13 protein-coding genes are annotated in these 23,029 nt (G+C 70.9%); 7 read left to right on the plus strand and 6 right to left on the minus strand.

Annotated features, from left to right (window positions below):
- Positions 1 to 56 precede the first annotated feature (56 nt).
- The gene (locus tag ACFOPI_RS09385; protein ID WP_382173246.1) at positions 57 to 884 is read left to right on the plus strand and encodes a MipA/OmpV family protein; all 828 of its coding nucleotides are present in this window, start codon (positions 57 to 59) and stop codon (positions 882 to 884) included.
- A 3-nt stretch (positions 885 to 887) separates the two neighbouring features.
- Here the strand turns inward: ACFOPI_RS09385 and uvrA are convergent, their stop codons facing one another.
- Positions 888 to 3,932, minus strand: coding sequence for an excinuclease ABC subunit UvrA (gene uvrA / locus ACFOPI_RS09390; protein WP_382173248.1), 3,045 nt, complete (start codon positions 3,930 to 3,932; stop codon positions 888 to 890).
- 148 nt (positions 3,933 to 4,080) lie between these two features.
- Between uvrA and ACFOPI_RS09395 the strand changes: the two genes are divergently transcribed.
- Positions 4,081 to 5,253 (plus strand): MFS transporter, encoded by a 1,173-nt coding sequence (locus tag ACFOPI_RS09395; RefSeq protein WP_382173472.1) that lies wholly within the window; start codon positions 4,081 to 4,083, stop codon positions 5,251 to 5,253.
- 3 nt (positions 5,254 to 5,256) lie between these two features.
- Here ACFOPI_RS09395 and ACFOPI_RS09400 read toward each other — a convergent pair whose 3' ends face one another.
- The gene (locus ACFOPI_RS09400) at positions 5,257 to 6,615 is read right to left on the minus strand and encodes a chloride channel protein (RefSeq protein ID WP_382173249.1); all 1,359 of its coding nucleotides are present in this window, start codon (positions 6,613 to 6,615) and stop codon (positions 5,257 to 5,259) included.
- 140 nt (positions 6,616 to 6,755) lie between these two features.
- On the opposite strand from ACFOPI_RS09400, the gene ssb reads away from it, so the two are divergent.
- The 3 genes from ssb (at position 6,756) to ACFOPI_RS09415 (ending at position 10,005) form a co-directional block, all read left to right on the plus strand.
- The gene (gene ssb, locus ACFOPI_RS09405; RefSeq protein WP_382173251.1) at positions 6,756 to 7,256 is read left to right on the plus strand and encodes a single-stranded DNA-binding protein; all 501 of its coding nucleotides are present in this window, start codon (positions 6,756 to 6,758) and stop codon (positions 7,254 to 7,256) included.
- A 135-nt stretch (positions 7,257 to 7,391) separates the two neighbouring features.
- Positions 7,392 to 8,636, plus strand: a complete 1,245-nt coding sequence (locus tag ACFOPI_RS09410) for a sensor histidine kinase (protein WP_382173253.1) — start codon at positions 7,392 to 7,394, stop codon at positions 8,634 to 8,636.
- A 49-nt stretch (positions 8,637 to 8,685) separates the two neighbouring features.
- Complete coding sequence (locus ACFOPI_RS09415) at positions 8,686 to 10,005, plus strand: DUF3422 family protein (protein WP_382173254.1); 1,320 nt, start codon at positions 8,686 to 8,688, stop codon at positions 10,003 to 10,005.
- Between the two features lie 90 nt (positions 10,006 to 10,095).
- Here ACFOPI_RS09415 and pbpC read toward each other — a convergent pair whose 3' ends face one another.
- From pbpC to ACFOPI_RS09430, 3 genes are all read right to left on the minus strand, one after another.
- Entirely contained in the window at positions 10,096 to 12,291 is a 2,196-nt protein-coding gene (pbpC, locus tag ACFOPI_RS09420; RefSeq protein WP_382173256.1) for a penicillin-binding protein 1C, read from the minus strand.
- Entirely contained in the window at positions 12,288 to 18,263 is a 5,976-nt protein-coding gene (locus ACFOPI_RS09425) for an alpha-2-macroglobulin family protein (protein WP_382173257.1), read from the minus strand. The genes pbpC and ACFOPI_RS09425 overlap by 4 nt, the downstream gene beginning before the upstream one ends.
- A gap of 65 nt (positions 18,264 to 18,328) precedes the next feature.
- Positions 18,329 to 19,639, minus strand: a complete 1,311-nt coding sequence (locus ACFOPI_RS09430) for a sigma-54 interaction domain-containing protein (protein WP_382173258.1) — start codon at positions 19,637 to 19,639, stop codon at positions 18,329 to 18,331.
- 175 nt (positions 19,640 to 19,814) lie between these two features.
- On the opposite strand from ACFOPI_RS09430, the gene ACFOPI_RS09435 reads away from it, so the two are divergent.
- Positions 19,815 to 20,444 carry a hypothetical protein gene (locus ACFOPI_RS09435; protein WP_382173260.1) on the plus strand — a complete coding sequence of 210 codons (630 nt, stop codon included), beginning with the start codon at positions 19,815 to 19,817 and terminating at the stop codon, positions 20,442 to 20,444.
- 35 nt (positions 20,445 to 20,479) lie between these two features.
- Positions 20,480 to 21,199, plus strand: coding sequence for a class I SAM-dependent methyltransferase (locus ACFOPI_RS09440; RefSeq protein ID WP_382173261.1), 720 nt, complete (start codon positions 20,480 to 20,482; stop codon positions 21,197 to 21,199).
- A 10-nt stretch (positions 21,200 to 21,209) separates the two neighbouring features.
- On the opposite strand, the gene ACFOPI_RS09445 is transcribed toward ACFOPI_RS09440, so the two are convergent.
- Positions 21,210 to 22,958, minus strand: a complete 1,749-nt coding sequence (locus ACFOPI_RS09445; RefSeq protein WP_382173262.1) for a SulP family inorganic anion transporter — start codon at positions 22,956 to 22,958, stop codon at positions 21,210 to 21,212.
- Positions 22,959 to 23,029: the final 71 nt, after the last annotated feature.

A 23,029-nucleotide genomic window follows, 5' to 3' on the forward strand; every position in this document is an offset into this window, starting at 1 on the left:
CGCGCCGCCGGGGGATTCCGCGGGGCCTTCATATTGGGTGGCTATGATCTGCGCCCATGCTGTCCATCTGTCATCGCTGGGGCCTGGGTCTGGTTTTGGGTGCTTCCACCGTCGCCGCTTCCGCCGCCGACGATGACTGGCTCACCATCGAAGGCGACTACCTGATCGGCGCCTCGGTCGTGTCCGGCAACGGCCACATCGGCGACGCGCCGGTGCGCTACGACTTCAAGCCCATGTGGGCCTTCCGGCTGGGGCCGTTCCGGGTGTCGCGCTCGCGGGCCTCCAGTCTGCTGAAGGCAGGCCGGAACGAAGAGCTGGAAACCGGCGTGAGCGCCGATTTCGGTATCTTCAATGACTGGCGCCTGGGTGCGTCCCTGCGCATGGACAACGGGCGCGACTTCGGTGGCGATCCCCGCTTCCGCGGGCTGCCCGACATCCCGTCCACCCTGCGGGCCCGCATTTCCACCGGCTCGTCGCTGGGCGAACGCTGGAGCTGGAGCACCAGCATCGACAAGGATCTGCTGGGACGGCGGGGCGGCTCGCGGCTGTCGGCCGGGCTCGGCTACCGCCATCCGCTGACGGAGCACAGCTACTGGGACTTCGGGCTGGGCGCGACCTACGGCAACCAGACCTACCTGCAGACCCACTACGGCATCACGCCCGAAACGGCTCAGAGCGTCGGGCGCTCGCCCTACACGCTCAGCAGCGGCTGGGAGAACATGCGCGCCAGCCTGCAGTACACCCATGTGCTGAGCGAGCACTGGGTGCTGTTCGGTGGCCTGGACCTCTCGCGCATGCTGTCGGCGCCCTCGCGCAGCCCGCTGGTGGGCCGCAAGACCACGCACTCGATCAGCGCTGGCATCGCTTTCAGAGGCAAGCGCTGATCCTCAGCGCTTGAGCAGCCGCGCCAGGTACCGCCCGGTGTGGCTGGCCTCGCAGGCCGCAACGGTTTCCGGCGTGCCCTGCACCACCACCGTGCCGCCGCCCGAGCCGCCCTCGGGGCCCATGTCGATCAGCCAGTCGGCGGTCTTGATCACGTCGAGGTTGTGCTCGATGACGACGATGGTGTTGCCGGCGTCGCGCAGCTGGTGCAGCACCTTGAGCAGCAGTTCGATGTCGGCGAAGTGCAGGCCGGTGGTCGGTTCGTCCAGGATGTAGAGCGTGCGGCCGGTGTCGCGCTTGCTCAGTTCCTGCGCCAGCTTGACGCGCTGCGCCTCGCCACCCGAGAGCGTGGTCGCGCTCTGGCCCAGGCGCACGTAGCTCAGGCCCACGTCCAGCAGGGTCTGCAGCTTGCGGTGCAGCGTGGGCACGGCGCTGAAGAACTCGGCCGCATGTTCGACCGTCATGTCCAGGATCTGCGCAATGTTGCGGCCCTTGTACTGGACCTCCAGCGTTTCGCGGTTGTAGCGCTGGCCGTGGCAGACCTCGCAGGGCACGTACACATCGGGCAGGAAGTGCATCTCCACCTTGACCACGCCGTCGCCCTGGCAGGCTTCGCAGCGGCCGCCGGCCACGTTGAAACTGAAGCGCCCAGGCCCGTAGCCGCGCTCGCGCGCCATCGGCACCTCGGCCATCAGCTCGCGGATGCCGGTGAACAGCCCCGTGTAGGTGGCCGGGTTGCTGCGCGGCGTGCGGCCGATGGGGCTCTGGTCGACGTTGATGACCTTGTCGAAGTGTTCGATGCCTTCGATCGCCTCGTGTTCGGCCGGCTCGTCGTGCGAGCGGTAGAGCGTGCGCGCCACCGCGGCGTACAGCGTGTCGTTGACCAGGGTGGATTTGCCAGAGCCCGAGACTCCGGTCACACAAGTCAGAAGGCCGACCGGGAAGGCCACGTCCACGCCTTTCAGGTTGTGGCCCTTGGCGCCGCGCACGCGGATTTCCTGCAGCTCGCCTAGGGTGGCCTCGTGCGCGGCCTGGCGTTCGGCGCGGCGCTCGGCGGCAGGGCTCATGGGAAAACGGGACTTGACCGGCGGGGTCTTTCCGTCGGGTTTGATGACTGGCAGCCAGGGCGTGCGCCGCGCGGGCACGGCGATTTCTTTCACGCCGCTGAGGTACTGGCCGGTGAGCGAGTTCGGGTCGGCCATCACAGCGGCCGGCGTGCCCTGCGACATCACGCGGCCACCGTGCACACCGGCGCCCGGGCCGATGTCGATCACGTGGTCGGCGGTGCGGATCATGTCCTCGTCGTGCTCGACCACCAGCACGGTGTTGCCCAGGTCGCGCAGGTGCTGCAGCGTGCCGATCAGGCGGTCGTTGTCGCGCTGGTGCAGGCCGATGCTGGGCTCGTCGAGCACGTACATCACGCCGCTCAGCCCGCTGCCGATCTGGCTGGCCAGGCGGATGCGCTGCGCTTCGCCGCCGCTCAAGGTGTCGGCGCTGCGGTCCAGGCTCAGGTAGTTCAGGCCCACGTCGTTGAGGAACGTCAGGCGCTGGCGGATTTCGTTGACCACGCGCGCGGCGATGTCGGCCTTCGCGCCCTGCAGTTCGAGGCGGCGGAAGTAGTCCAGCGCCTCGCCCAGAGTGATGTGGCTGACCTTGTAGATCGGCTGGCGCTGTTCGCCGTCGCCCACGAACACATGGCGCGCTTCCTTGCGCAGGCGCGTGCCGCCGCATTCAGGGCAGGGTTGCGTGCTGCGGTACCGCGCCAGTTCCTCGCGCACCGCGACCGAATCGGTCTCGCGGTAGCGGCGCTCGAAGTTGCGGATGATGCCTTCGAAGGGGTGCTTCTTCGCAATCTTCTTGCCGGCGCGTTCACCCGATTCCAGCGCGTAGCTGAACTTGATCTCTTCCTCGCCCGAGCCGTAGAGCAGCACCTGCTGCACCTTCTCGGGCAGGCTTTCCCAGGCGGCCTCGGCGTCGAAGCCGTAGTGCGCCGCCAGGCTCTCGATCATCGCGAAGTAGTAGCCGTTGCGCCGGTCCCAGCCCTTGATGGCGCCGCTGGCCAGGCTGAGCGTGGGGAAGGCGACCACGCGCTCGGCGTCGAACACCTCGGTGTGGCCGATGCCGTCGCAGGCCGGGCAGGCGCCCAGCGGCGAGTTGAACGAGAACAGGCGCGGCTCCAGCTCGCCCACGGTGTGGGTGCAGACCGGGCAGGCGAACTTGGCCGAAAACGCCAGTTCGGCGCCGCTGTCCATGTCCACCGTCAGCGCGCGTCCCTCGGCCAGGCGCAGCGCGGCCTCGAAGCTTTCGGCCAATCTTTGGCGTTGTGGATTCGCACCCTCTTCTTCGGCCGAACGCACCTTGATGCGGTCGATCACCACATCGATGTTGTGCTTCTCGGTCTTCTTCAGCGCCGGCAGGGCTTCTGCCTCCACCACCTCGCCGTTGAGGCGGAAGCGTACATACCCCTGGGCCTGCATCTCGGCGAACAGCTCGGCGAACTCGCCCTTCTTCTCGCGCGCCACCGGCGCCAGGATCATCAGCTTCGTGCCCTCGGGCAAGGCCAGCACCGTGTCCACCATCTGCGCCACGCTTTGCGAGGCCAGCGGCAGGTCGTGGTCGGGGCAGTAGGGCGTGCCGGCTCGGGCGTACAAGAGGCGCAGGTAGTCGTGGATCTCGGTGACTGTGCCCACGGTCGAGCGCGGGTTGTGGCTGGTGGCCTTCTGCTCGATGGCGATCGCGGGCGACAGGCCCTCGATCAGGTCCACGTCGGGCTTGTCCATCAGCTGCAAGAACTGCCGCGCGTAGGCCGAGAGGCTCTCGACGTAACGGCGCTGGCCTTCGGCGTAGAGCGTGTCGAACGCCAGGCTGGACTTGCCCGAGCCCGACAGCCCGGTGATCACCACCAGCGACTGCTTGGGGATGTCCAGGTCGATGTTCTTGAGGTTGTGCGTGCGCGCGCCGCGCACCGAGAGGGTGGTGGCGGTGGGGTGGGCGGCGGGGGCGGGGAGCTTGGAATCCACAGGGCGGGCGTCAGAAAAGCAACCTTGCATGATAAGCGGCGGCACTTGGCCGCGCCCGGTCCGGCCATGGTCGCGCGGCCTTTCGGACACAATACGCAGCTTCCGTCCCGTCCCGCCCGTGCCCTCTCTGAACACCGCCACACCGATGACCGCAGCCCCGGCGGCCGACGCCACTCGAATGACCGCTGGCGAGCGCCGGGCCAGTCTCTCGCTCGCTGCGATCTATGCGTTGCGCATGCTGGGTCTGTTTCTGGTGCTTCCGGTGTTCGCCATCGAGGCGCGGCACTACCCAGGTGGAGACAACCCCGGGCTGGTCGGCCTGGCGATGGGCGCCTACGGACTGACCCAGGCGATGCTGCAGGTGCCGCTGGGCATGGCCTCCGACCGCTTGGGGCGCAAGCCGGTGATCCTGTTCGGGCTGGCGCTGTTTGTGCTGGGCAGCCTGGTGGCGGCCTGGGCGCCGAGCCTGCCCTGGCTGGTGGCCGGGCGCGCCATCCAGGGCGCGGGCGCCATCTCGGCGGCCGTCACCGCCCTGCTGGCCGACCTCACGCGCGACCAGGTGCGCACCAAGTCGATGGCCCTGGTGGGCATCAGCATCGCGCTCATGTTCGCCCTGTCGCTGGTGCTGGCGCCGGTGCTGGTGCCCCACATCGGCCTGTCCGGCCTGTTCATGCTGACCGCCGGCCTGGCGCTGACCGGCATGGCGGTGGTGGCCTGGGTGGTGCCGCCCGAGCCGGTCGAGCATGTCGACGCCGGCCGCGGCGGGCTGCGCCAGGTGCTGGCCCACGCCGAGCTGCTGCGGGTTGACGTGGGCGTGTTCGTGCTGCACGCGGTGCAGATCGCGATGTGGCTGTCGGTGCCTGCGCTGCTGCGCGAGGCCGGGGTGGATGGTCCCGCGCAGTGGAAGGTCTACCTGCCCGCGGTGCTGGGCTCGCTGCTGATCCTGGGCGGTTTTCTGTTCCGGCTGGAGCGCAAGGGCCACTTCAAGGCGGTCTACCTGGGCACCATCGCCCTGATCGCGCTGGTGCAGCTGGGCTTCCTGTGGGCCCTGCAGGGGCCGTCGGTGTGGGCGGTGTCGGTGCTGCTGTGCCTGTATTTCGTGGGCTTCAATGCCCAGGAGGCCAGCCAGCCCAGCCTGGCCTCGCGCCTGGCCGAACCGCGCCAGCGCGGCGCGGCGCTCGGGGTCTACAACACCCTGATGTCGCTGGGCATCTTTGCCGGCGGCAGCCTGGGTGGACTCGTCGCCAAGACCTGGGGCAGTGCCGGCATCTTCCTGTTCAGTGCGGGCCTGATGCTGTGCTGGCTGGCGGTGGCCTGGCCGATGCGGCCACCGGCGCAGCCTAGCGCCTGAGTCTCAGGTCGGCCGGCCGTCGGTGGCCGGTGCGCCATCGCGCCAGGAGCGCGTCATCAGTTCGGCCAGCGTGCCGTACAGCGGCCGGCTGATCATGCGCGAGATGCCGCTGGCCAGCAGCGCGCAGGTGATCAGGCTGAGCACCATGCTGTGGCCGTCGGTCATCTCCATCACGATGATCATGGCGGTGATGGGCGTCTGCGTGACACCCGCCAGAAACCCGCACATGCCCAGCGCGATCAGGGCCGCGGTGTGCGGCGAGTCGAACAGCCACGCCACGTCGGCGCCCAGCCCGGCACCAATGGAGAGCGAGGGTCCGAACATGCCTGCCGGCACGCCGGCCCAGGACGAGAGCCACGACGCCACGAACTTCAGGCCGGTGAACACGAAGGGCGTCTGCCCTTCGGTGCCGGCGCTGGCCGCGGCCAGCAAGGCGTGGGTGTGTTGGTGACCGATGCCGGCCGTTTCGCCGTCGGTGACCACCGCGATCACTGCAACCACGAAGCCGCAGGCCGCGGCGAAGGCCACCGGCCGTTTGCGTCGGTAGGCGCAGTAGCGGTCGGGCAGGCCGGTGAAGGAGGCCAGCAGCAGGCGCGACATCAGACCGCCCAGCAGGCCGGCGAACACCGACACCACCAGCGCGGGGCCGATCAGGTTCCACCAGGTCAGGTTCTCGGCCCTCACCCGCCCGAAGTAGGAGAGGCTGCCGAAGGCCGAGACCGACACCAGGCCGCCGACCACGATGGCCGCCAGCATCAGGCCGCTGCTGCGCTCCTGCAGCTTGCGCGAGAGCTCCTCGATCGCGAACACGATGCCGCCCAGGGGGGTGTTGAAGGCTGCAGCCAGGCCGACCGCGCCGCCGGCCACCAGCAGCTCGCGGGCGCTGATGCCGCTGTTCGGGGACAGCCATCGACGCGCCGCCAGCATCACGCCGGCGCCGATCTGCACCGACGGTCCCTGGCGGCCCACCGACAGCCCGGCCAGCAGGCTGGCGGAGACTCCGGCGATCTTGAGCATGGACAGGCGCCAGGAGGCGTAGGCGCCGCGCGAGGCCAGCGGCGTCTCCGGCGCCAGCGCCACCAGTACCTGGGGCACGCCCGAGCCGGCGACGCCCGGCGCCCAGCGGCGCACGGCCCAGACGATCAGCGCCGTCATGGCCGGGGTCCACAGCAGCGGTGCCCACCACACAGCCTCGCGCCCGGCCTGGTAGAGGCCGAAGGTCGCGTCCGCCAGCAAGGTGAAGCCCACGATGGACAGGCCCGCCAGCACGGCGAACGCGATCACCACCACCCGGTCCCGCCATTGCCGGCCGTCGGCGATCTCGGTGCGCAGGTTCTGCAGGAAGTCCGGCTCTCGTCTCATCGCACCCGAGTGTAGAGGTCGTCCGCCCGTTCCTGTCTGCGCCGGTCAGCGGATTGGTCGGCCGATGCGATTGCGGCACAATGGTCGACCGACCGGCGGCCGGTCCTCCCGCGCCGCCCCCATTTCTCAGGGCTCATCTCATGGCATCCGTCAACAAAGTCATCCTCGTCGGCAACTGCGGCCGCGACCCCGAAATCCGTTACCTGCCCTCGGGCCAGGCCGTGGCCAACGTGAGCGTGGCCACCTCCAGCCGGCGCAAGGACCGCAACAGCGGCGAGACCATCGAAGACACCCAGTGGCACCGCGTCACCTTCTACGACCGCCTTGCCGAAATCGCCGGTGAGTACGTCAAGAAGGGCCGCCCGATCTACGTCGAGGGCCGCCTGAAGTACGGCACCTATGTGGACAAGGCCACCGGCGTCGAAAAGAACACCGTGGACATCATCGCCACCGAACTGCAGCTGCTCGGCGGCCGCGAAGGCATGGGTGGTGGCGAAGAGGGTGGTGGTGGCGGTGGCTACAGCCGCCCGGCCGCCGCACCGCGCCAGGCGCCTGCCGCCCGTCCGGCACCGGCCCCCGCCCCGGCGGCCGCCCGTCCGGCCAGCGGCTTCGACGACATGGACGACGACATTCCGTTCTGATTCGGAGAAAAAGGCTCCACCGCGCCAGGCCCGCTCCCTCTCCGGGATGCGGGCTTTTTTGTCGGCTCGGCGCGGTGTCCGGGGTCAAGTCCGGGTGCGAACTGCCGAGGTAACAGGCTTCACTTGGGTCATCGCATGCATCAGGAACAGCACGTGCTTCGGCAGGGCCTGCTCGAACTGGCCGGCGACACCTCGGTCGGCCAGCGCTGCTGCGAGAACATGGTGTCCCGGCTCGGGAGGCTGCTGGGCGTCCGGTATGTGTTCGTGGGGGTCATCGGCCCCGGGGAGGACGAGACGGTCCACGCCCTGGCCACTGCCATTGGCGGCGCACTCTCGCCCAACTTCAGCTACGACCTGTCGGGCTCTCCCTGCGAGAGCATCGTCGGCAAGGGCATGTGTGTCTACTCCCGCGACGTCTGCGCCGAGTTTCCGCAGGACGCGCTGCTCAAGGAGATGGGCGTCAGCAGCTACCTGGGGGCGCCCATCTTCGACACCCAGGGCCAGGGCATCGGGCTGCTGGTGCTGCTGGACGACAAGCTGCTGCCGGACTCCGCGGAGCTGCGGGCGCTGGTCCAGATGCACGCGGCGCGCGCCGGGGTCGAGATCGACCGGATGCGCTACGAGCAGCGGCTCGAATCGCTGTCGGCCTCGCTGACCCAGGAGGTCGCCCGGCAGACGGCCCACCTGGAAGAGGCCAACCGGCAGCTGGCCTCGTTTGCGTATTCCATTTCGCACGACCTGCGCACGCCCCTGCGGCACATGATGGGCTACGGCGAGCTGATGCTGGGTCTGGACAGCGTCGGGCAGGACCCCGAGGCCCGGCGCTGCGTCGAGGCCGTGCTGCAGGCGGGCTCGAAGATGGCGGTCATGATGGAGGCGCTGCTCGACTATTCGAGCAACCGCCAGGCCGAGCCCCGCTGCCAGTGGGTCGACCTGCCGGCGCTGATCGAGGACATCGCCGCCCAGCTGCTGGGCGGTGCCGAACGGCCGCCGCGGCTGGAGTGGCCAGACGAGGCGCGGGTGTGGGCCGATCCGGCGCTCATCCGCATCGTGCTGCAAAACCTGCTGGGCAACGCGATCAAGTACAGCAGCAAGCACCCCAGCCCGCAGGTCTCGGTCACCTGCCGCGCGGGCATCGACATGGACGAGATCGCGGTCGAGGACAACGGCATCGGGTTCGACATGCAGCACGCCGACCGGCTGTTCGGCGTGTTCCAGCGGCTGCATGCCGAGAGCGACTACCCCGGACATGGCATCGGGCTGGCGAACGCCCTGGGCATCGTCCGGCGGCACGGTGGGCAGATCGGCTTCCACGCCCGCCCCAACGAGGGTGCGCGGTTCGTGGTGTCGCTGCCCAGACCGCCGCAATCGCGCGGCTGAGCGGCGTGTGCCGGGGCTGGTGACAGAGGGGTTTCGGCACAATCGCGCCATGGACACCGCCCAACCACAGCTGCCGACCAACGACCCCCTGCGCGAGATGCTGCACAACGAGGTGCACGCCCGCCCGCCGGCGCGCATCCGGTTGCCGGCGCTGGTGGTGTTCATCGCCGTGACCAACGACGGCGTGAGCCGCGAGCAGGAGCTGGCGCACCTGCGCCGCCTGCCGGGCCAGCAGGACCTGCAGGCCGAGCAGCTCAGTGGCAGCTTCCTGCGCCTGCGGCTGCCGGGCTACACGCTCAAGTGGGAACGCCACACCGAGTTCACCCGCTATTCGCTGGTGCAGCCGCTGCCCGAAGGCGCACAGCTGGGTGCCCGCGACCCCGAGCTGCTCTCGCACATCGTGCTGCCGGCCGACTGGCTGGCCGGCATCCCCGGGCGCACGATCGCCGCCATCAAGCTGGTGATGCTGCACGGCGAACTGGCGGACCCGCACGAGGCCCTGGCGCAAGGTCGCACCTGGCTGGGCGAACACACCGTGGTCGCCTCGCTCATGGGCAACCAGTCCCACTCCATGGTGATCACCGACCTGATGCTGCGGGAGTCCGGCTACGAACGCATCCTGGTGGTGGCGCCGCCCGACACCACCGAAACCCGGGCCGGCCGCATCTCGCAGCGCCTGCTGGAGATCGAGACCTACCGCCTGCTGGCGCTGCGCGGCCTGCCGGTGGCCAAGCAGCTCGGCCCGTTCCTCTCGCGCTGCGAGGCGCAGCTGGCCGACATCACCGCCCACCTGGAGAGCAAGACCGCCACCGACCAGAGTCTGCTCGACACCCTGGTGTCGCTGGCCGCTGGGGTGGAGCGCGCCATCGCCGAGCACGCCTACCGCTTCTCGGCCACGCGGGCCTACGACGGCCTGGTGGCGCAGCGCATCGCCGAGCTGCGCGAGCAGCCGGTGCCGGGCACCCAGACGATTGGCGAGTTCATGCAGCGCCGGCTGTCACCGGCCATGGCCACGGTGGAGTCCACCGGCCAGCGCCTGGCCTCGCTGTCCGAGCGCATCACCCGCACCAGCGCCCTGCTGCGCACACGGGTGGACATCGCCACCGAAGTGCAGAACCAGCAGTTGCTGGCCAAGCTCACCCGGGGCCAGGAACTGCAGCTGCGCCTGCAGAGCACGGTGGAAGGCCTGTCGATCGCGGCCATCTCGTACTACGTGATCAGCCTGATCCTCTACCTGGGCAAGGCGGGCAAGGAGATGGGCCTGCCCATCAAGCCGGAGCTGCTGGCCGGTGCGGCGATTCCTATCGTGTTGTGGTCGGTCTGGTGGACGACGAAGAAGATCCACGAGAAGTTGCACGAGGAGCATTGAGCCCCCACGCTCCGCCGCTGCGCGGGTCGCTGCCCCCCGAGGGGGCTGATTCGCCTTGGGGCGGCCCGGCGGCGAATCGTTCTCTCTCCGTCAACTTTTCACCTTGTTGGGCGCTCCGCTCCTGGTCTTCACGCCCGCCCCACGCACCTCGATGCGCACGCGGTCCAGCACCTCGCCGCGGGCGTTGACCAGCTCGATCTGGTGCCGGCCCGGCCAGGGCATCCATTGCAGCTCCTGGCCTCGGCCCAGCGGCCTGCCGTCCAGGCGCCAGCGCACGTTGCCGGCCTCGGCCCTGAGCGTCAGACGCTGGTGGGCGGGCGGGATGTCGGGGTCGAGGGCGAGGATGGTGCCGGTGGTGGGGCTGAGGATGCGCGGGCGCTGTTCCGGCGCGCCACTGTCGCCGTCCGTGCCCAAAGTGAACAGTGGCTGCTCGGTGCCGGCGATGAACCACTCGCGGCGCGCCGGTTCGAGCTGCTGGCCGAAACGCACGGCCTGCGCCACCACGCCGTCCGGGGCGGACGGCGCGCGGCTGGGCTGGCGTTCGTGCAGCCAGCGCATCAGGCCGGCCCAGACCGGCGCCGCGCCGGTGGTGCCGCTGACCTCGCCCATGGGCGCGCCGCTGGCGTTGCCGACCCACACGCCCACCGTGTAGCGCTGCGACCAGCCCACGGCCCAGTTGTCGCGCATGTCCTTGCTGGTGCCGGTCTTCACCGCGGTCCAGACGCGCGTGGCCAGCAGGCTGTCGGTGCCGAAGGTGGCGGCGCGGGCGTTGGCGTCCGACAGGATGTCGCCCACGATGAAGGCAGCGCCAGGGTTGAGCACTGGCTCGCCGCGCACCGCCCGGCGCGGGCCGGCCAGCAGCGGTGCGACCGGCGCGTGGCGACCCTGGTTGGCCAGCGTGCGGTAGGCGTTGACCAGCGAGAGCAGGCTGACCTCGGGGCTGCCCAGCGCGAGGCCGAGGCCATAGTAGTCGCCGCCCTCGCGCAGCGGCAGGCCCAGGCGCAGCAGCTGCGCCGCGAAGTCGTCGGGCGAGACCATGGCCAGCGTGCGCACGGCCGGGATGTTGAGCGACGAGGCCAGGGCGGTGCGCACCGAGACCCAGCCGCGGAAGTGCCGGTCGTAGTTCTGCGGGATGTAGAGGCCGGCCGCGGTCGGGATGTGGGTCGGCGCGTCCTCGATCAGAGAAGCCGCGCTCAGGCGTCTTTCCGCGAGGGCCTGTGCATAGAGGAAGGGCTTGAGTGTGGAGCCCGGCTGGCGCAGCGCGGTCACGCCGTCGACCTCGGCGGCCTGGCTCAGCAGACCCGATGAGCCGACCCAGGCCAGCACCTCGCCGCTGGCGTTGTCGAGTACGACCACCGCGCCGTCTTCCACGCGCCGGCCCAGCAGCGCGCGCAGCTGGCGCTGCAGCAGGTTCTGCGCCTCGCGCTGCAGCGGGGCCCAGAGTGTGGTGCGGACCTGCGCCGGCGCGGCGCGCGTGCCGGCCTGCTGGCGCCACTCGGCCCAGGCGCGCCGTGCCGCGTGCGGTGCATCGCCTTCGCTGGCAGACCAGCGCCGGTCGCGCAGCGCGCCGCCGGCCAGCAGCCGCACCGACAGGCAGTCGGCCTTCGCACCCTGGGCGCGCGCCATCGCCTGCTGCACCTCGCAGGCGCGGGCGGCCACGCGCTCGGGCGCGGCGTTGGGCGCGCGCACCAGGGCAGCGGTGATCGCGGCCTCGTCGGCGTTGAGACCGTGCGGCGCTTTGGCGAACAGGCTGCGCGCGAGCGCGTCGATGCCGACGAGCTCGCCGCGGAAGGGTACGCGGTTGAGGTAGGCCTCCAGGATCTGGTCCTTGCGCCAGCGCGTTTCCAGCCACTGCGCCCACACCGCCTGGCCGGCCTTCTGCGTCCAGCTCCGCCCCCGGGCGCCGGCCTTGAGGTCGCTGTCCAGCAGGCCGGCCAGCTGCATGGTGAGGGTGGAGGCGCCGCGCGTGCGCGTGTTCCAGAGGTTGCCCCAGGCGGCGGCCGCGACGGCCTGCCAGTCCACCCCGCTGTGTTCGTAGAAGCGCCGGTCCTCGCTGTAGACCAGGGCGCTGCGCAGCGCGGGCGAGACCTCGGGCAGCGCGACCCAGGCGCCCTGGCGCACCGTCGGGTCGGTGCGCAGGCGCTGCAGCACCTCGCCGTGGCGGTCGAGGAACAGGGTCTCGGATGTGGGGTGCGCGGCCTTCACTTCGGCGAAGCTGGGCAGGGCCGCCGCTGGCAGCGCGAAGCCCCCGGCCAGAACGCCCACCAGCAACGCCCTTCGCTTCACTTCGCCTCCACCTTCACCGGCGCGTTGGGCAGCTCGCCGAAGACCTCGGGCGCGTACATCGCCTCGATGCGCGTTGGCGGCAGCGCGAACTGGCCCACGTTGTTGAGCCTCACCGTGTACTCGGTCTTGAAGTTGCCGGCCGGCAGGTGGTCGTAGTAGCTGCGGAAGGCTTCGAAGCTGCGTTCCTCGAACACCGGCCAGCCGCTGCCCGAGCGCTTCTCGCCCGCGGTGGCGATGGCCGAGTCGCGGCCCAGGCCGCTGCCCAGCAGGGTCGCGCCGCCCGGGATCGGGTCGCTGAGCACCACCCAGGTCATGTCGGTGCTGGCGTTGACTTCGATGGTGACGCGCAGCACGTCGCCCCGGCTGTAGCGCCCGGCCACGGCCTGCTCGATCGGGGTGATGGTCTTTTTCACCGTGTAGCCGGCCGAGACCGGCGCCTTCAGCGGCGTGGCCGCCAGCGCCTGCAGCGTGACCCAGGGCTTGCCGCTGCCCTGGTGCGTCACCGCGAGCGACGAGGCACCGTCTTTCGGCCAGGCCAGGGTGGCGGTGTTGTGGCGCCACGGGCCGGTGGGCGCATTGGGGTCGGCCTTGGTGGGGCCGACGGTGGCGAAGCCCGCGGCCACGGGGGCCTTGGGATCGGCGCGGGCGACCTTGCTCCAGTCGACCGCGGCGCTTGCGGCGCCCAGCGTGGCGCGCGTGCTGCCGGTCACGGGCACGGCCTCGAAGCGGGCCGAGAACTTCTGCAGCGCCAGGCCGCCCCAGAGGTTGGCGGTGGTGGTCTGCCAGGCGCCGCGCTGCTGGCGGCCGATGAAGCCGCTGGCGATGCGGCCCATGTCGTCCTTCCAGGCAGGGTCGTCCATCACGGCCAGCAGCAGGCGCGCGGTGTTGACGTCACCGTTTTGCATCAGCCACCACCAGTGGTCATCGGCCTCGCTGCTGAAGACCAGCTTGCTGCCCTGGTACGACAGCCGCGTGCGCAGGATCTGGTTCGCTTCGGCCAGCTTCTCGTCGCGCTTGTGGATGTCGCTGACGCGGCGCAGCACGTTGAGCCAGTCGATCACCGCGTGGGTGGGCCACTGGTTGGGCGTGATCTCGATGCTCTGCAGCAGGCGCGCGTTCGCCCGGCCGTGGCGCGAGAGCGCTTCCACCGCGGCGAGCTTGCGCAGGTTCAGGTCCTGGCGCGGGCTCCAGAAGCCGCGTTCGATCTTGCCGGTGACGAAGTTCTCCAGCCCGCGCAGCATGGCGGCGCGCGCCGTGTCGGGCAGGGTCCAGGCCGGGTCGAGCGACGATGCCTCGTGCGTGGCCGACAGCAGGTAGGCGGTCAGGGTGTCGCTGCCCGAGGGGCGGTCGCCGTCGCGCGGCGGAAAGTAGTTCGCCAGGCCGTCGCTGTCGAGGTAGGTCGGCAACTGCGCCAGCACGGTCTGCCAGAGCTTGGCGTCGCGCAGGCCGATGGCCTTGGAGGTCTTCTGCTCCAGGCAGGCGAAGGGGTAGTTCGCGAACCACTCGCGCACCGCGGGCAGGCCCTCGGCCAGCGTGGGTTGCAGGCTCATGCGGATGCCGCCGCGCAGCGCTCCCTGGGCGTCGGTCAGGGCGTCGGCCGGGGTCGCGACAGGCGCCGTCAGTGGGCCGTCGAGCTGGGCCAGCGTCGCCTGCCGCACCGTCAGCGGCACGGCGGGCAGCACGCGCTGGCTGAACTTGGCGGCGTCGCGCGCCTGGCCGTTCTGGTCCTGCGCCGTGACCTCCCACAGCAGCGCCTCGGAGCGGCCCAGACCCAGCGGCACCGGGGCCGTCACGTCCCAGGCCACCTCGCGGGTTTCGCCGGCCGGTATCTCGACCGTCTGCGCGGGCGTCTCGACCAGCGTGGCGCGCGCACTGACGTTGACCTTCATCGGCTGCGCCGTGGTGTTGCGCAGGCTGAACTGCGCCATGAAACGGTCGCCCTCGCGCACCAGCGGCGGCAGGCCGCTGATGATCTGCAGGTCCTGTGTGGCGCGGAACTTGGCCTGGCCGGTGCCGAACAGGCCCGGGCCCGAATCGGCGATGGCCACCACCTGGAAGCTGCTGATCGCGTCGTTCAGCGGCACCTTCACCGTGGCGCGGCCCTGGGCATCGAGCACCACCGAGGGCTGCCACAGCAGCAGGGTGTCGAACAGCTCGCGCGTCGGGCTGTGGCCGCCGCCGCCGCCGGCCGAGATCGCCTTGCGGCCGTAGTGGCGCCGGCCGATGATTTCCATCTGCGCGGTCGCGGTCTCGACGCTCCAGTTCCGCCGCTGCCACAGGCCGGCCAGCAGGTCCCAGCTGTCGTTCGGTCCCAGCTCCAGCAGGGCCTGGTCGACCACCGCCAGCGCCACCTCGGCATTCGCTGCGGGCTGGCCGTTGGGCAGCCTGGCCTGGATGCTGACCTGGGCGGTGCCGCGCACCGGGTAGGCCTCGCGGTCGGTGGCGACGCTGACTTTGATCTCATGCGCCGCCGTGCCGACCTTGAGCTCGGCCACGCCCAGGCGGTAGGCCGGCTTGCTCAGGTCGACCAGCGCGGTCGGCGCCACGTATTCCTTGCCCTCGTACCAGAAGGCGGTCCACCACTCGCGCGGCGCCTGGTAGCCCCAGGTGAAGAAGCTGTACCACGGCACCTCGCGCAGCCGGCCGCGCAGCGCCATCACGCTCACGTAGACGTTCGGTCCCCAGCCGGGCTCGACCTTCAGGTCGATGGTCGGGTCTTCGCCGTTGAGCTGCACCACCTTCGTGTCGATGATGCCTTCGCGCTCGATGCTGACCAGGGCGGTCGCGAAGCGGAACGGCATGCGCACCTGCAGGCGCGCGGTCTCGCCGGGCTCGTAGCGCTTCTTCTCGGGCACCACGTCCATGCGGTCGTGGTCCTCGCCGCCGAACCAGAGCTCACCCTGGCGCGTGACGTAGACCGAGGCGGCGCTCTGGTGCGTGTGGCCTTCGCTGTCCTTGGCGACCACGGTCAGCTCGACCTCGCCGGCGTCGTCGAGTTCGGCCTCGCACAGCAGCAGTCCGCGCGCGTCGCTCTGGCCCGAGCAGATGCGGCCCAGGTCTTTGGAGGTGGTCTTGTTGTCGTAGGTGTAGAAGCCACCGACCATGCGCTTGCGCGTGGTGGTCGTGGTCTTGACCGAGGCGCGCACCTCCAGCGGCACCTTGGCCGCGGGCTTGCCGTCCAGCGTGAGTGCCAGCGCCTGGAAGCGCGCCTGCTGCCGGGTCGAGACCCAGCCTTCGGTCCTGATGCCCGCGACCACCGCGGCGGGCCACAGCGTGGTGACGTGGCGCAGGGTCTGGGTCTCGCCGTTGGGGTCGGCGTAGCTGGCCTCGATCAGCAACTGCTGCGGCGATGTGACCGCCGGCAGGTCCTTGATGTCGGTGCGGCCGCGACCGTTCTTGTCCAGCGTCAGCGGCAGCTTGTCGGCCACCAGCTTCTGCGCCGTGTCGGCGCCGTCCTCGCCTTCGTCCGGACCGCCTTCCGCGCGGTTGGCCGCGCGCGGCGGCTCGAAGCTGAAGCCCTCGTAACCCGGGAACGACAGAGATTTGCGGCGCATCAGCGCCGACACCTGGGTCGCGAGGTTGCCCGCGCCGCCGCCCGAGAGGTAGCTCACCTGCAGGTCGACCGGCGTGCTGGTGGCCGCCACCAGCGGCTTCTTGTCGTTGGCGCTGAGCTGGCCCTGCAGCACCGGCAGCCGGAACTCCTCGACGCGGAACTGTGCGCTGTCGAGGATTTCGGTGCCTTGGCGGCCCAGCGACTGCGAGAGCTGCACCGTGTAGACACCCAGCCGGGCCGAGGGCGGGATCGCGAACTCGCTGGTGGCGCTCAGGCCGCCGGTGGCGGTCTTGCGCCAGGCCACGGGCTGGCGGAACTCCTGGCCGCTGCCCTGGTGGGTGATGATGAGCTCGCCGCTTTTCAGATCGGGGACATGGAAGCCCTTCATGTCTTCCGTGCGCAGGAAGTGCTTCATCGACAGCGTTTCGCCCGCCCGCAGCAGGGCACGGTCGAGCACGGTGTGGGCGCGCTGCGTGGCGCTGGCGAGGTCGCCGGTCGGCAGGTCGAAGCGCCAGGCCTCGATGCCGCGGTTCCAGTCGCTCCAGGTGAAGGCCAGGTCGTCGACGCCGTCGGCCGACTTCGCGCGCGCGCTGACGAACCAGGCGCCGCCGTAGTCGCCGTCTTCCGCCTCACCGTTCTGGCACACGGGCGCCCGGCCGGGGAGGCCGTCGAGCTTCACCACGCCCTGCGCATCGGTCTGCCCCTTGGCGACCGGCTTGCCGCGACAGTCCGAGACCTGCACCGCCGCGCCCGCGACCGGCTTGCCCTTGTCCAGCGTGGTCACCCAGGCCAGGGCGTTCTCGCGCCCGAGCTTGAAGTGCACGCCCAGGTTGGTCACCAGCGCCGAGCTGCGCACGTACATCGTGCGGCCCTCGCCGTGGCGCTCGTCCAGCAGCGAACGGCCCAGACGTGGCGAGGCGATCTCGACCACGTGAAAGCCCGGTTGCAGCGGAATGCCCACCACCTCCATGGGGCGCGGTTCGCCCGCCGCCGCCTGGGGCAGGTCCAGCGGCTTCACGTTCGGCAGGCCCTGCAACAGGCCGAGCATGCGCGACTCGACCCAGTCCCCGTTGTCCTTGTCGATCACCTTGGGCAGCGGCGTCTTCGCCCATTGGGCCGCCAGCTGGCGTTCGACCGTGCCTTCGTGGAAGGTGGCCACGCGCTGGTACCAGGCAATGATCTCGGCGTCGCTGGAGAGCCTGAGGTCGCTGACCTTGCTGCCGCTGAGCGCGAGGCCCAGGGCCTTGAGCTCGGGCTCGACGTTGCGCACCGTGATCGGCAGCAGGGCGGCACCACCGGGTTCGGCCAGCCGCTCGACCACGCCGAAGGGCGCGGCCGCGAACTTCACCAGCGGCGGCATCAGGCCGGTCGCGACCTTCAGCGGGAACTGGCCGGCGTTGGCGGGTGCGCGGCCCGAAGCGTCGACCAGGCCCTGGGGCAGCTCGACCGTGTAGCTGGCCTTCTCGGTCAGCGTGGGGGCGAAGTCCACGCCATCGACCGCGTCGTCGCCGTGTGCGCCGTCTTCGAGTTTGGGTGTCAGCGCCTCGCCGCCGGCGGCGGGCCTAAGCCGGATCTCCTGCGCCTGCTTCGCGGTGACCGGGGCGTTGAAGCGCAGCGACATGCCGCGCAGGGGCAGGCAGGGCGACTGCGCGTTCTCGCGCTCGCAGCTGAACGTGACCTTGAAGGGCTCGCGCACGGTGAAGTTCAGGCGCTGGTCCTGGCGCGTGGCGACGCCGTTCGGTGTCGCCACGCCCTTGCCCAGCACCAGCCGCACCTTGGCCGCGGGCGTGAGCTGGCGCTGGCAGGCCAGGGCGACGACCTGTTCGGGCGGAACATCCCGGCGGTTCCAGCCGCGCACCTGGACCAGCTGCTCGCGCTCGGCGCCGGTGATCAGCTTCACCGCGATGCGCTCGCCCAGCCCGTCCATGCCACACCAGGCGTGGGCCTGCACACTCTCGGGCGACACCGCGCCGTTGAAGCGCAGCAGGAAGTACTGGCCTTCTTCGATGGTCTGGCCGTCGGACGGGACGCTCTGTCGCACCACGGGGCCACCGGTCTCGAAGGCAAAACGCTGCGGGCCGGCCAGCGGCTTTCCGTCCAGCGCCACGAAGCCTGGCGCCACCTGCAGCGTGCACTTCACGCCCGGCGGCAGCATCTGCTGGAAGTCGTACACCCAGCGGCGGTCATTGAGCCAGCGGCCAGTGCCGGCCGAGGCCTGGGGTTCGTTGCAGCTCAGCTGCAGCGGCGCGGCCGCGTTCGGGCTGCCGAAGGCCACCGCGGGGGCGTCGAAATTCGCCACCACCTGCCGCACCCGTGCCACCTCGCCCTGCGGGCTCAGGCCGGTGATCTGCACCGCCATCGCACCGCCGGCCGCCGCCAGACCCAGTCCCACCAACGCATTGCGCACCCGGAACACCATGCCACCACCCCGACCCTTGTTTGGATGGGGTGGAGCCTAACGCAGATGCCCCGGCCCGGCGGTGCTCATTCGAGGGACTTGAGCTTGCGGTAGAGCGAGCGTTCGCTGATGCCCAGCTTGGCCGCCAGAGCGGCGCGGTTGCCCCGGTGCTCGGCGACGATGGCGCGCAGCGTCTCACGGCCGGCGGCCCGCACCGTGTCGCCGGCCGTGGCCGGTGCCGATGGCCCGGTCGTGGCACGGCCCGGCCGCCGGCCGGTCGCGATGGCCTCCTCGACATGGGCCGCCTCGATCAGCTCGCCGTCGCACAGCAGGGCGGTGCGCTCCAGCAGGTTGCGCAGCTCGCGCACGTTGCCGGGGAAGGGTTGGGCCTCCAGCAGGTGCATGGCGGCGGGCGTGAGGCGCAGGCGGCGCGGGGCCGCCACCCGCTCCAGCAGCGCCTCGGCCAGCAGGGCCAGGTCGCCCGCGCGCTCGCGCAGCGGCGGCAGAGGAATCGGGAAGGTCGAGAGCCGGTAGTACAGGTCTTCGCGGAAGCGCCCCTCGGCCATCATTCGGTCGAGGTCGCGGTGGGTGGCCGAGATCACACGGATGTCGGCGTGCCGTGGCTCGGTGCTGCCCACGCGCCGGTACATGCCGGTCTCCAGCAGGCGCAGCAGCTTGACCTGCATCGCCAGCGGGATGTCGCCCACCTCGTCGAGGAACAGCGTGCCGCCGCTGGCCGCCTCGACCAGGCCGCCCTTGGCGGTGGCCGCGCCGGTGAATGCGCCGCGCTCGTGACCGAACAGCTCGGACTCGAACAGCGTCTCGGGCAGGCTGGAGCAGTCCACCGGCACCAGCGGCTTGCTGGCGCGCGGGCTGGCCTCGTGGATGGCGCGCGCCACCAGTTCCTTGCCGGTGCCCGACTCGCCCAGCAGCAGCACGGTGGCCGGTGCCGGCGCCACCCGCGCCACCAGGCCGAGCATGCGCTGAAAGGCGGGCGAGCGGCCGATCAGGCCCTGCGCCGTCGGCTGGCCCTGGGCCACCCGCAGCGGCTCCATCTTCTCCACGTAGAAGGCCGGCTGCCCGTCCGCGCCCGGCAGGGGCGAGAGTTCGATGTTCACGTACTCCTCGCCGCGGCGCGTGTGGTGCAGGTGCAGCACGCGCTCGCGCTGGCCCGACAGCTTCGACTGCGCCAGCGGGCAGGATTCGCCGGCCTGGTCGCAGGGCACGGCGAAATGGTGCGAGACCTCGTAGCAGTGCCGGCCGACCACGCTGCGCTCGGGGCTGAATTGGCGCCGGTAGGCGGCGTTGGCCGCCAGGATGCGGTACTGCGCGTCGAACAGGATGTGCGGCTCGGGCAGGCCTTCGAGGAAGGCGGTGAGTTCGGGCAGGGGTTTCATGGGGGTACCCGCTGGGGGCGGTCGTGTCCGACATTGTCTGCCAGATCTGGCAGTCAAGGCGGTGCCGGCGGCCCTCGCGGTGTCGTGCAAGTGCTTGTGGCCACAGGTTTTTGCCGGCCGGGCCAGGCTGGCATGGAATTTGGAAAGGTCCGTGCTCCGGACGACCCGACCCCCGATGACCTTGCGCATCCTCTACGACGAACACAGCGGCGCGCTGAGCTACCTGCTGGCCGACGAAGCGGCGCACGAAGCCGCCCTGGTCGACCCGCGCAGCGGCGACTGGCCGGTGCTGATGGCCCTGCTGGACGAGGCCGGCCTGCGCCTGCGCTGGGTGTTGCGCACCCACGAGCACGATGGCCACGACGACCAGCCGCCCGGCGAATTCGGGCGCCTGCTGCGCCTGGGGGCGCCGGTGGTGCAGGGTGCCCGGCGCGAGGGCGTGCGCAGCGTGGCCGACGGCGGGCGGCTGCCGTTGGGCGCGGGTTTCGTGCAAGTGATGCACACGCCGGGCCACACCGCCCATTGCCAGAGCTACCTGTGGCGGGACCGCGTGTTCTGCGGCGACCTGCTGACCGTCGACGCCTGTCCGAGGCAACCTGGGCCGGCCCAGCCGGCGGCGCTGTGGGACAGCGTGCAGCAGCGCATCTTCACCCTGCCCGACGAAACCCTGCTGTTCGCCGGGCACGGGCGGCACGCCCGCGCTGTGAGCACGGTGCTCGAGCAGCGGCGCTGGAGCCCCCATTTCGCCGGCCTCACCCGCGATGGGTTTTTCGCCCGCATGGGCTCCATGGCCGCCCAGAGATGACACAGGCCTCTTCCCGAATCTCCGCGCAGCAGGACATGACCACCGCCGCCCCGAACCCCGACCACTTCCCGCAGCTCGACAACGAGCTGGACCTGCTGGCCGACCTCGTGCCCCTGTCGGGGCAACGCATCATCGAACTGGGCTGCGGCAACGCGCGGCTGGCGCGTGAGGTGCTGGAGCGCCATGCGGACAGCGAGGTGGTGGGCCTGGAGGTCGATGCCGTGCAGCACGCGAAGAACCTGTCGCGGCCCCAGGAGCGGCTGAAGTTCCTGTCCGCCAGCGCCGAGGTCGTGCCGTTTGCGCGCCAGAGCTTCGACGGCGCCCTCATGCTCAAGTCGCTGCACCACGTGCCCATTCCCGCCATGCACCGCGCGCTGGCCGAGGTGGCGCGGGTGCTGCGGCCGGGCGGCTGGTTCTATGTGAGCGAGCCGGTCTACGGTGGAGCCTTCAACCAGATCGTGCGCGTCTACAACGACGAGGGTGTGGTGCGGGCCGCCGCCCAGTCCGCGCTGGACCGCGCGCTGGCCAGCGGCGACCAGTGGGAGGCGGCCGCCGAGCGCCGCTTCGCCCAGCCGGTGCACTACCCCGACTGGCCCGCCTTCGCCCAGCGCATGCTCTACCCGAGCTTTGCCGACCACCAGATCACGCCGGAGATCGAAGCCCGCGTGCGGCGCGCCTTTGAGCCGCACCTGGGCGCGGACGGCGCCCGCTTCGTGCGCCCCATGCTCGTGCGCCTGCTGCGCCGCAGGGGCTGAGACGGGCGGCTCAGATCTGGGCCGCGGGGTCTGGCGCCGGCTCGTCCAGTGCGCTGATGGCCTGGTGGTGCGTGAGGAACACCTGCCCCGAGAGCCGCTCCAGGAAGTCGCTGCGGTGCAGGCGGTCCATCACCGGCCCCTTCACCTCGCTCAGGTGCAGCTGGATGCCGGCTTCCTGCAGGGTCCGGTGGATGCTGCGCAGGCTCTCCAGCGCGCTGGCGTCGATGTCGTTCACCGCGGTGCACTGCAGCACCACGTGGCGCACGCCGGGGTGGGCGGCCAGCTCGGCGGTGATGCGGTCCTCCAGGTGGCGAGCATTGGCAAAGAACAGGCTCTCGTCCACCCGCAGGCCCAGGATGTGCGGGCGCGTCACCACCTGGTGCCGCAGCACGTTGCGGTAGTGCTCGGTGCCGGGCACGTTGCCCACCACGGCGATGTGCGGGCGGCTGCTGCGCCAGATGTGCAGCGCCAGCGAGGCGATCACGCCGACGGTCAGCCCGGTGACCAGGTCGACCAGCAGCGTGACGGAGAAGGTCAGGGCCTGGGCCGCGAAGTCGGCGCGCGCGTAGCGCCAGTTCAGCGGGAAGCTGCGGAAGTCGATCAGCGAGCCCAGCGAGATAAGGATGGTCGCGGCCAGCACGGCCATGGGCAGGTCGTGCAGCCAGGGCGTGAGGAACAGAGCCGTGAAGGCCAGCAGCGCCGCGGTGATGATGCCGGCCGCGGGCGTGCGGCCACCGCTCTCGGCCACCACCGAAGTGCGCGAGAAGCTCGCGCCGACGGCGAAGGCGCCGGTCAGTCCGGCCGCCAGGTTGGCACCGCCCATGGCCCGCATCTCGGCGTTCACGTCGATGCGCTCGCGCCGCTTGGCGGCCATGCCCTGGGCGATGGAGATCTGCTCGATGAAGGTCATCACTGCGATCAGCAGCGCCGGCACCATGAGCGCCCGCACGGTGGCGCTCGGCAGTTCCAGCAGCGGCGCCAGCACCAGGCTGGGCAGGCCCTGCGGAATGTCGCCCACCACCGCCAGCCCCTGCTGCGGCCAGCCCAGGGCCGTGGTCAGCGCGATGGACAGCAGGATCACCAGCAGCGGCGAGGCCTTGCCGGCCAGGTCCGCCGCCACCGCCGGCACGCCCAGGCGGCACAGCAGGGGCTTGAGCCAGCGCCGGGCCGCCCACAGCGCCGCCAGCGCGCCCAGGCCCACGGCCAGGGTGAGGCCATGGACCTCGCCGAAATGGGCGGCCAGGCTGCGGGCGAAGCTGGGCACGTCGTCGCCGCTCAGGGGCATGCCCAGCACATGCTTGAGCTGGCTCATGCCGATCAGCAGGCCCGAGGCGGTGATGAAGCCCGAGAGCACCGGCTGGCTCAGGAAGCTGGCCATGAAGCCCATGCGCAGCGCGCCCATGACCAGCAGGGCCAGGCCCACCATCACCGCCAGCACCGCACTCGCGGCGATGAAGTCGGCGCTGCCAGCGCCCACCACGGTGCCCACCGTGGCCAGCGACATGATCGAACGCAGCGCCGAAGGCCCCGGGCCGAGCACCGTGCTGCTGCCCATCAGCGCATAGACCACCATGGGCAGGATGCTGGCGTACAGCCCGGTGACCGGCGGCATGCCGGCCAGCATGGCGTAGGCCAGGCTCTGCGGGATCAGCAGCAGCGTGACCACGGCCGAGGCCGTCAGGTCGGCGGCGAGCAGCGGGCGGTTGTAGGTCCGGCCCCAGCGGAGGATGGGGAACCAGTCGGTCAGGGGCAGGTGCATGCGGGCGGGCGGGGCGGGTGGTGGTGGCGGTATTCTCCACCCCGGACCCGCCGCCCCGGCGGGCGAACCAC

It is taken from the genome of Hydrogenophaga luteola (assembly GCF_042648585.1).
Taxonomy (GTDB): Bacteria; Pseudomonadota; Gammaproteobacteria; order Burkholderiales; family Burkholderiaceae_C; genus Hydrogenophaga; species Hydrogenophaga luteola.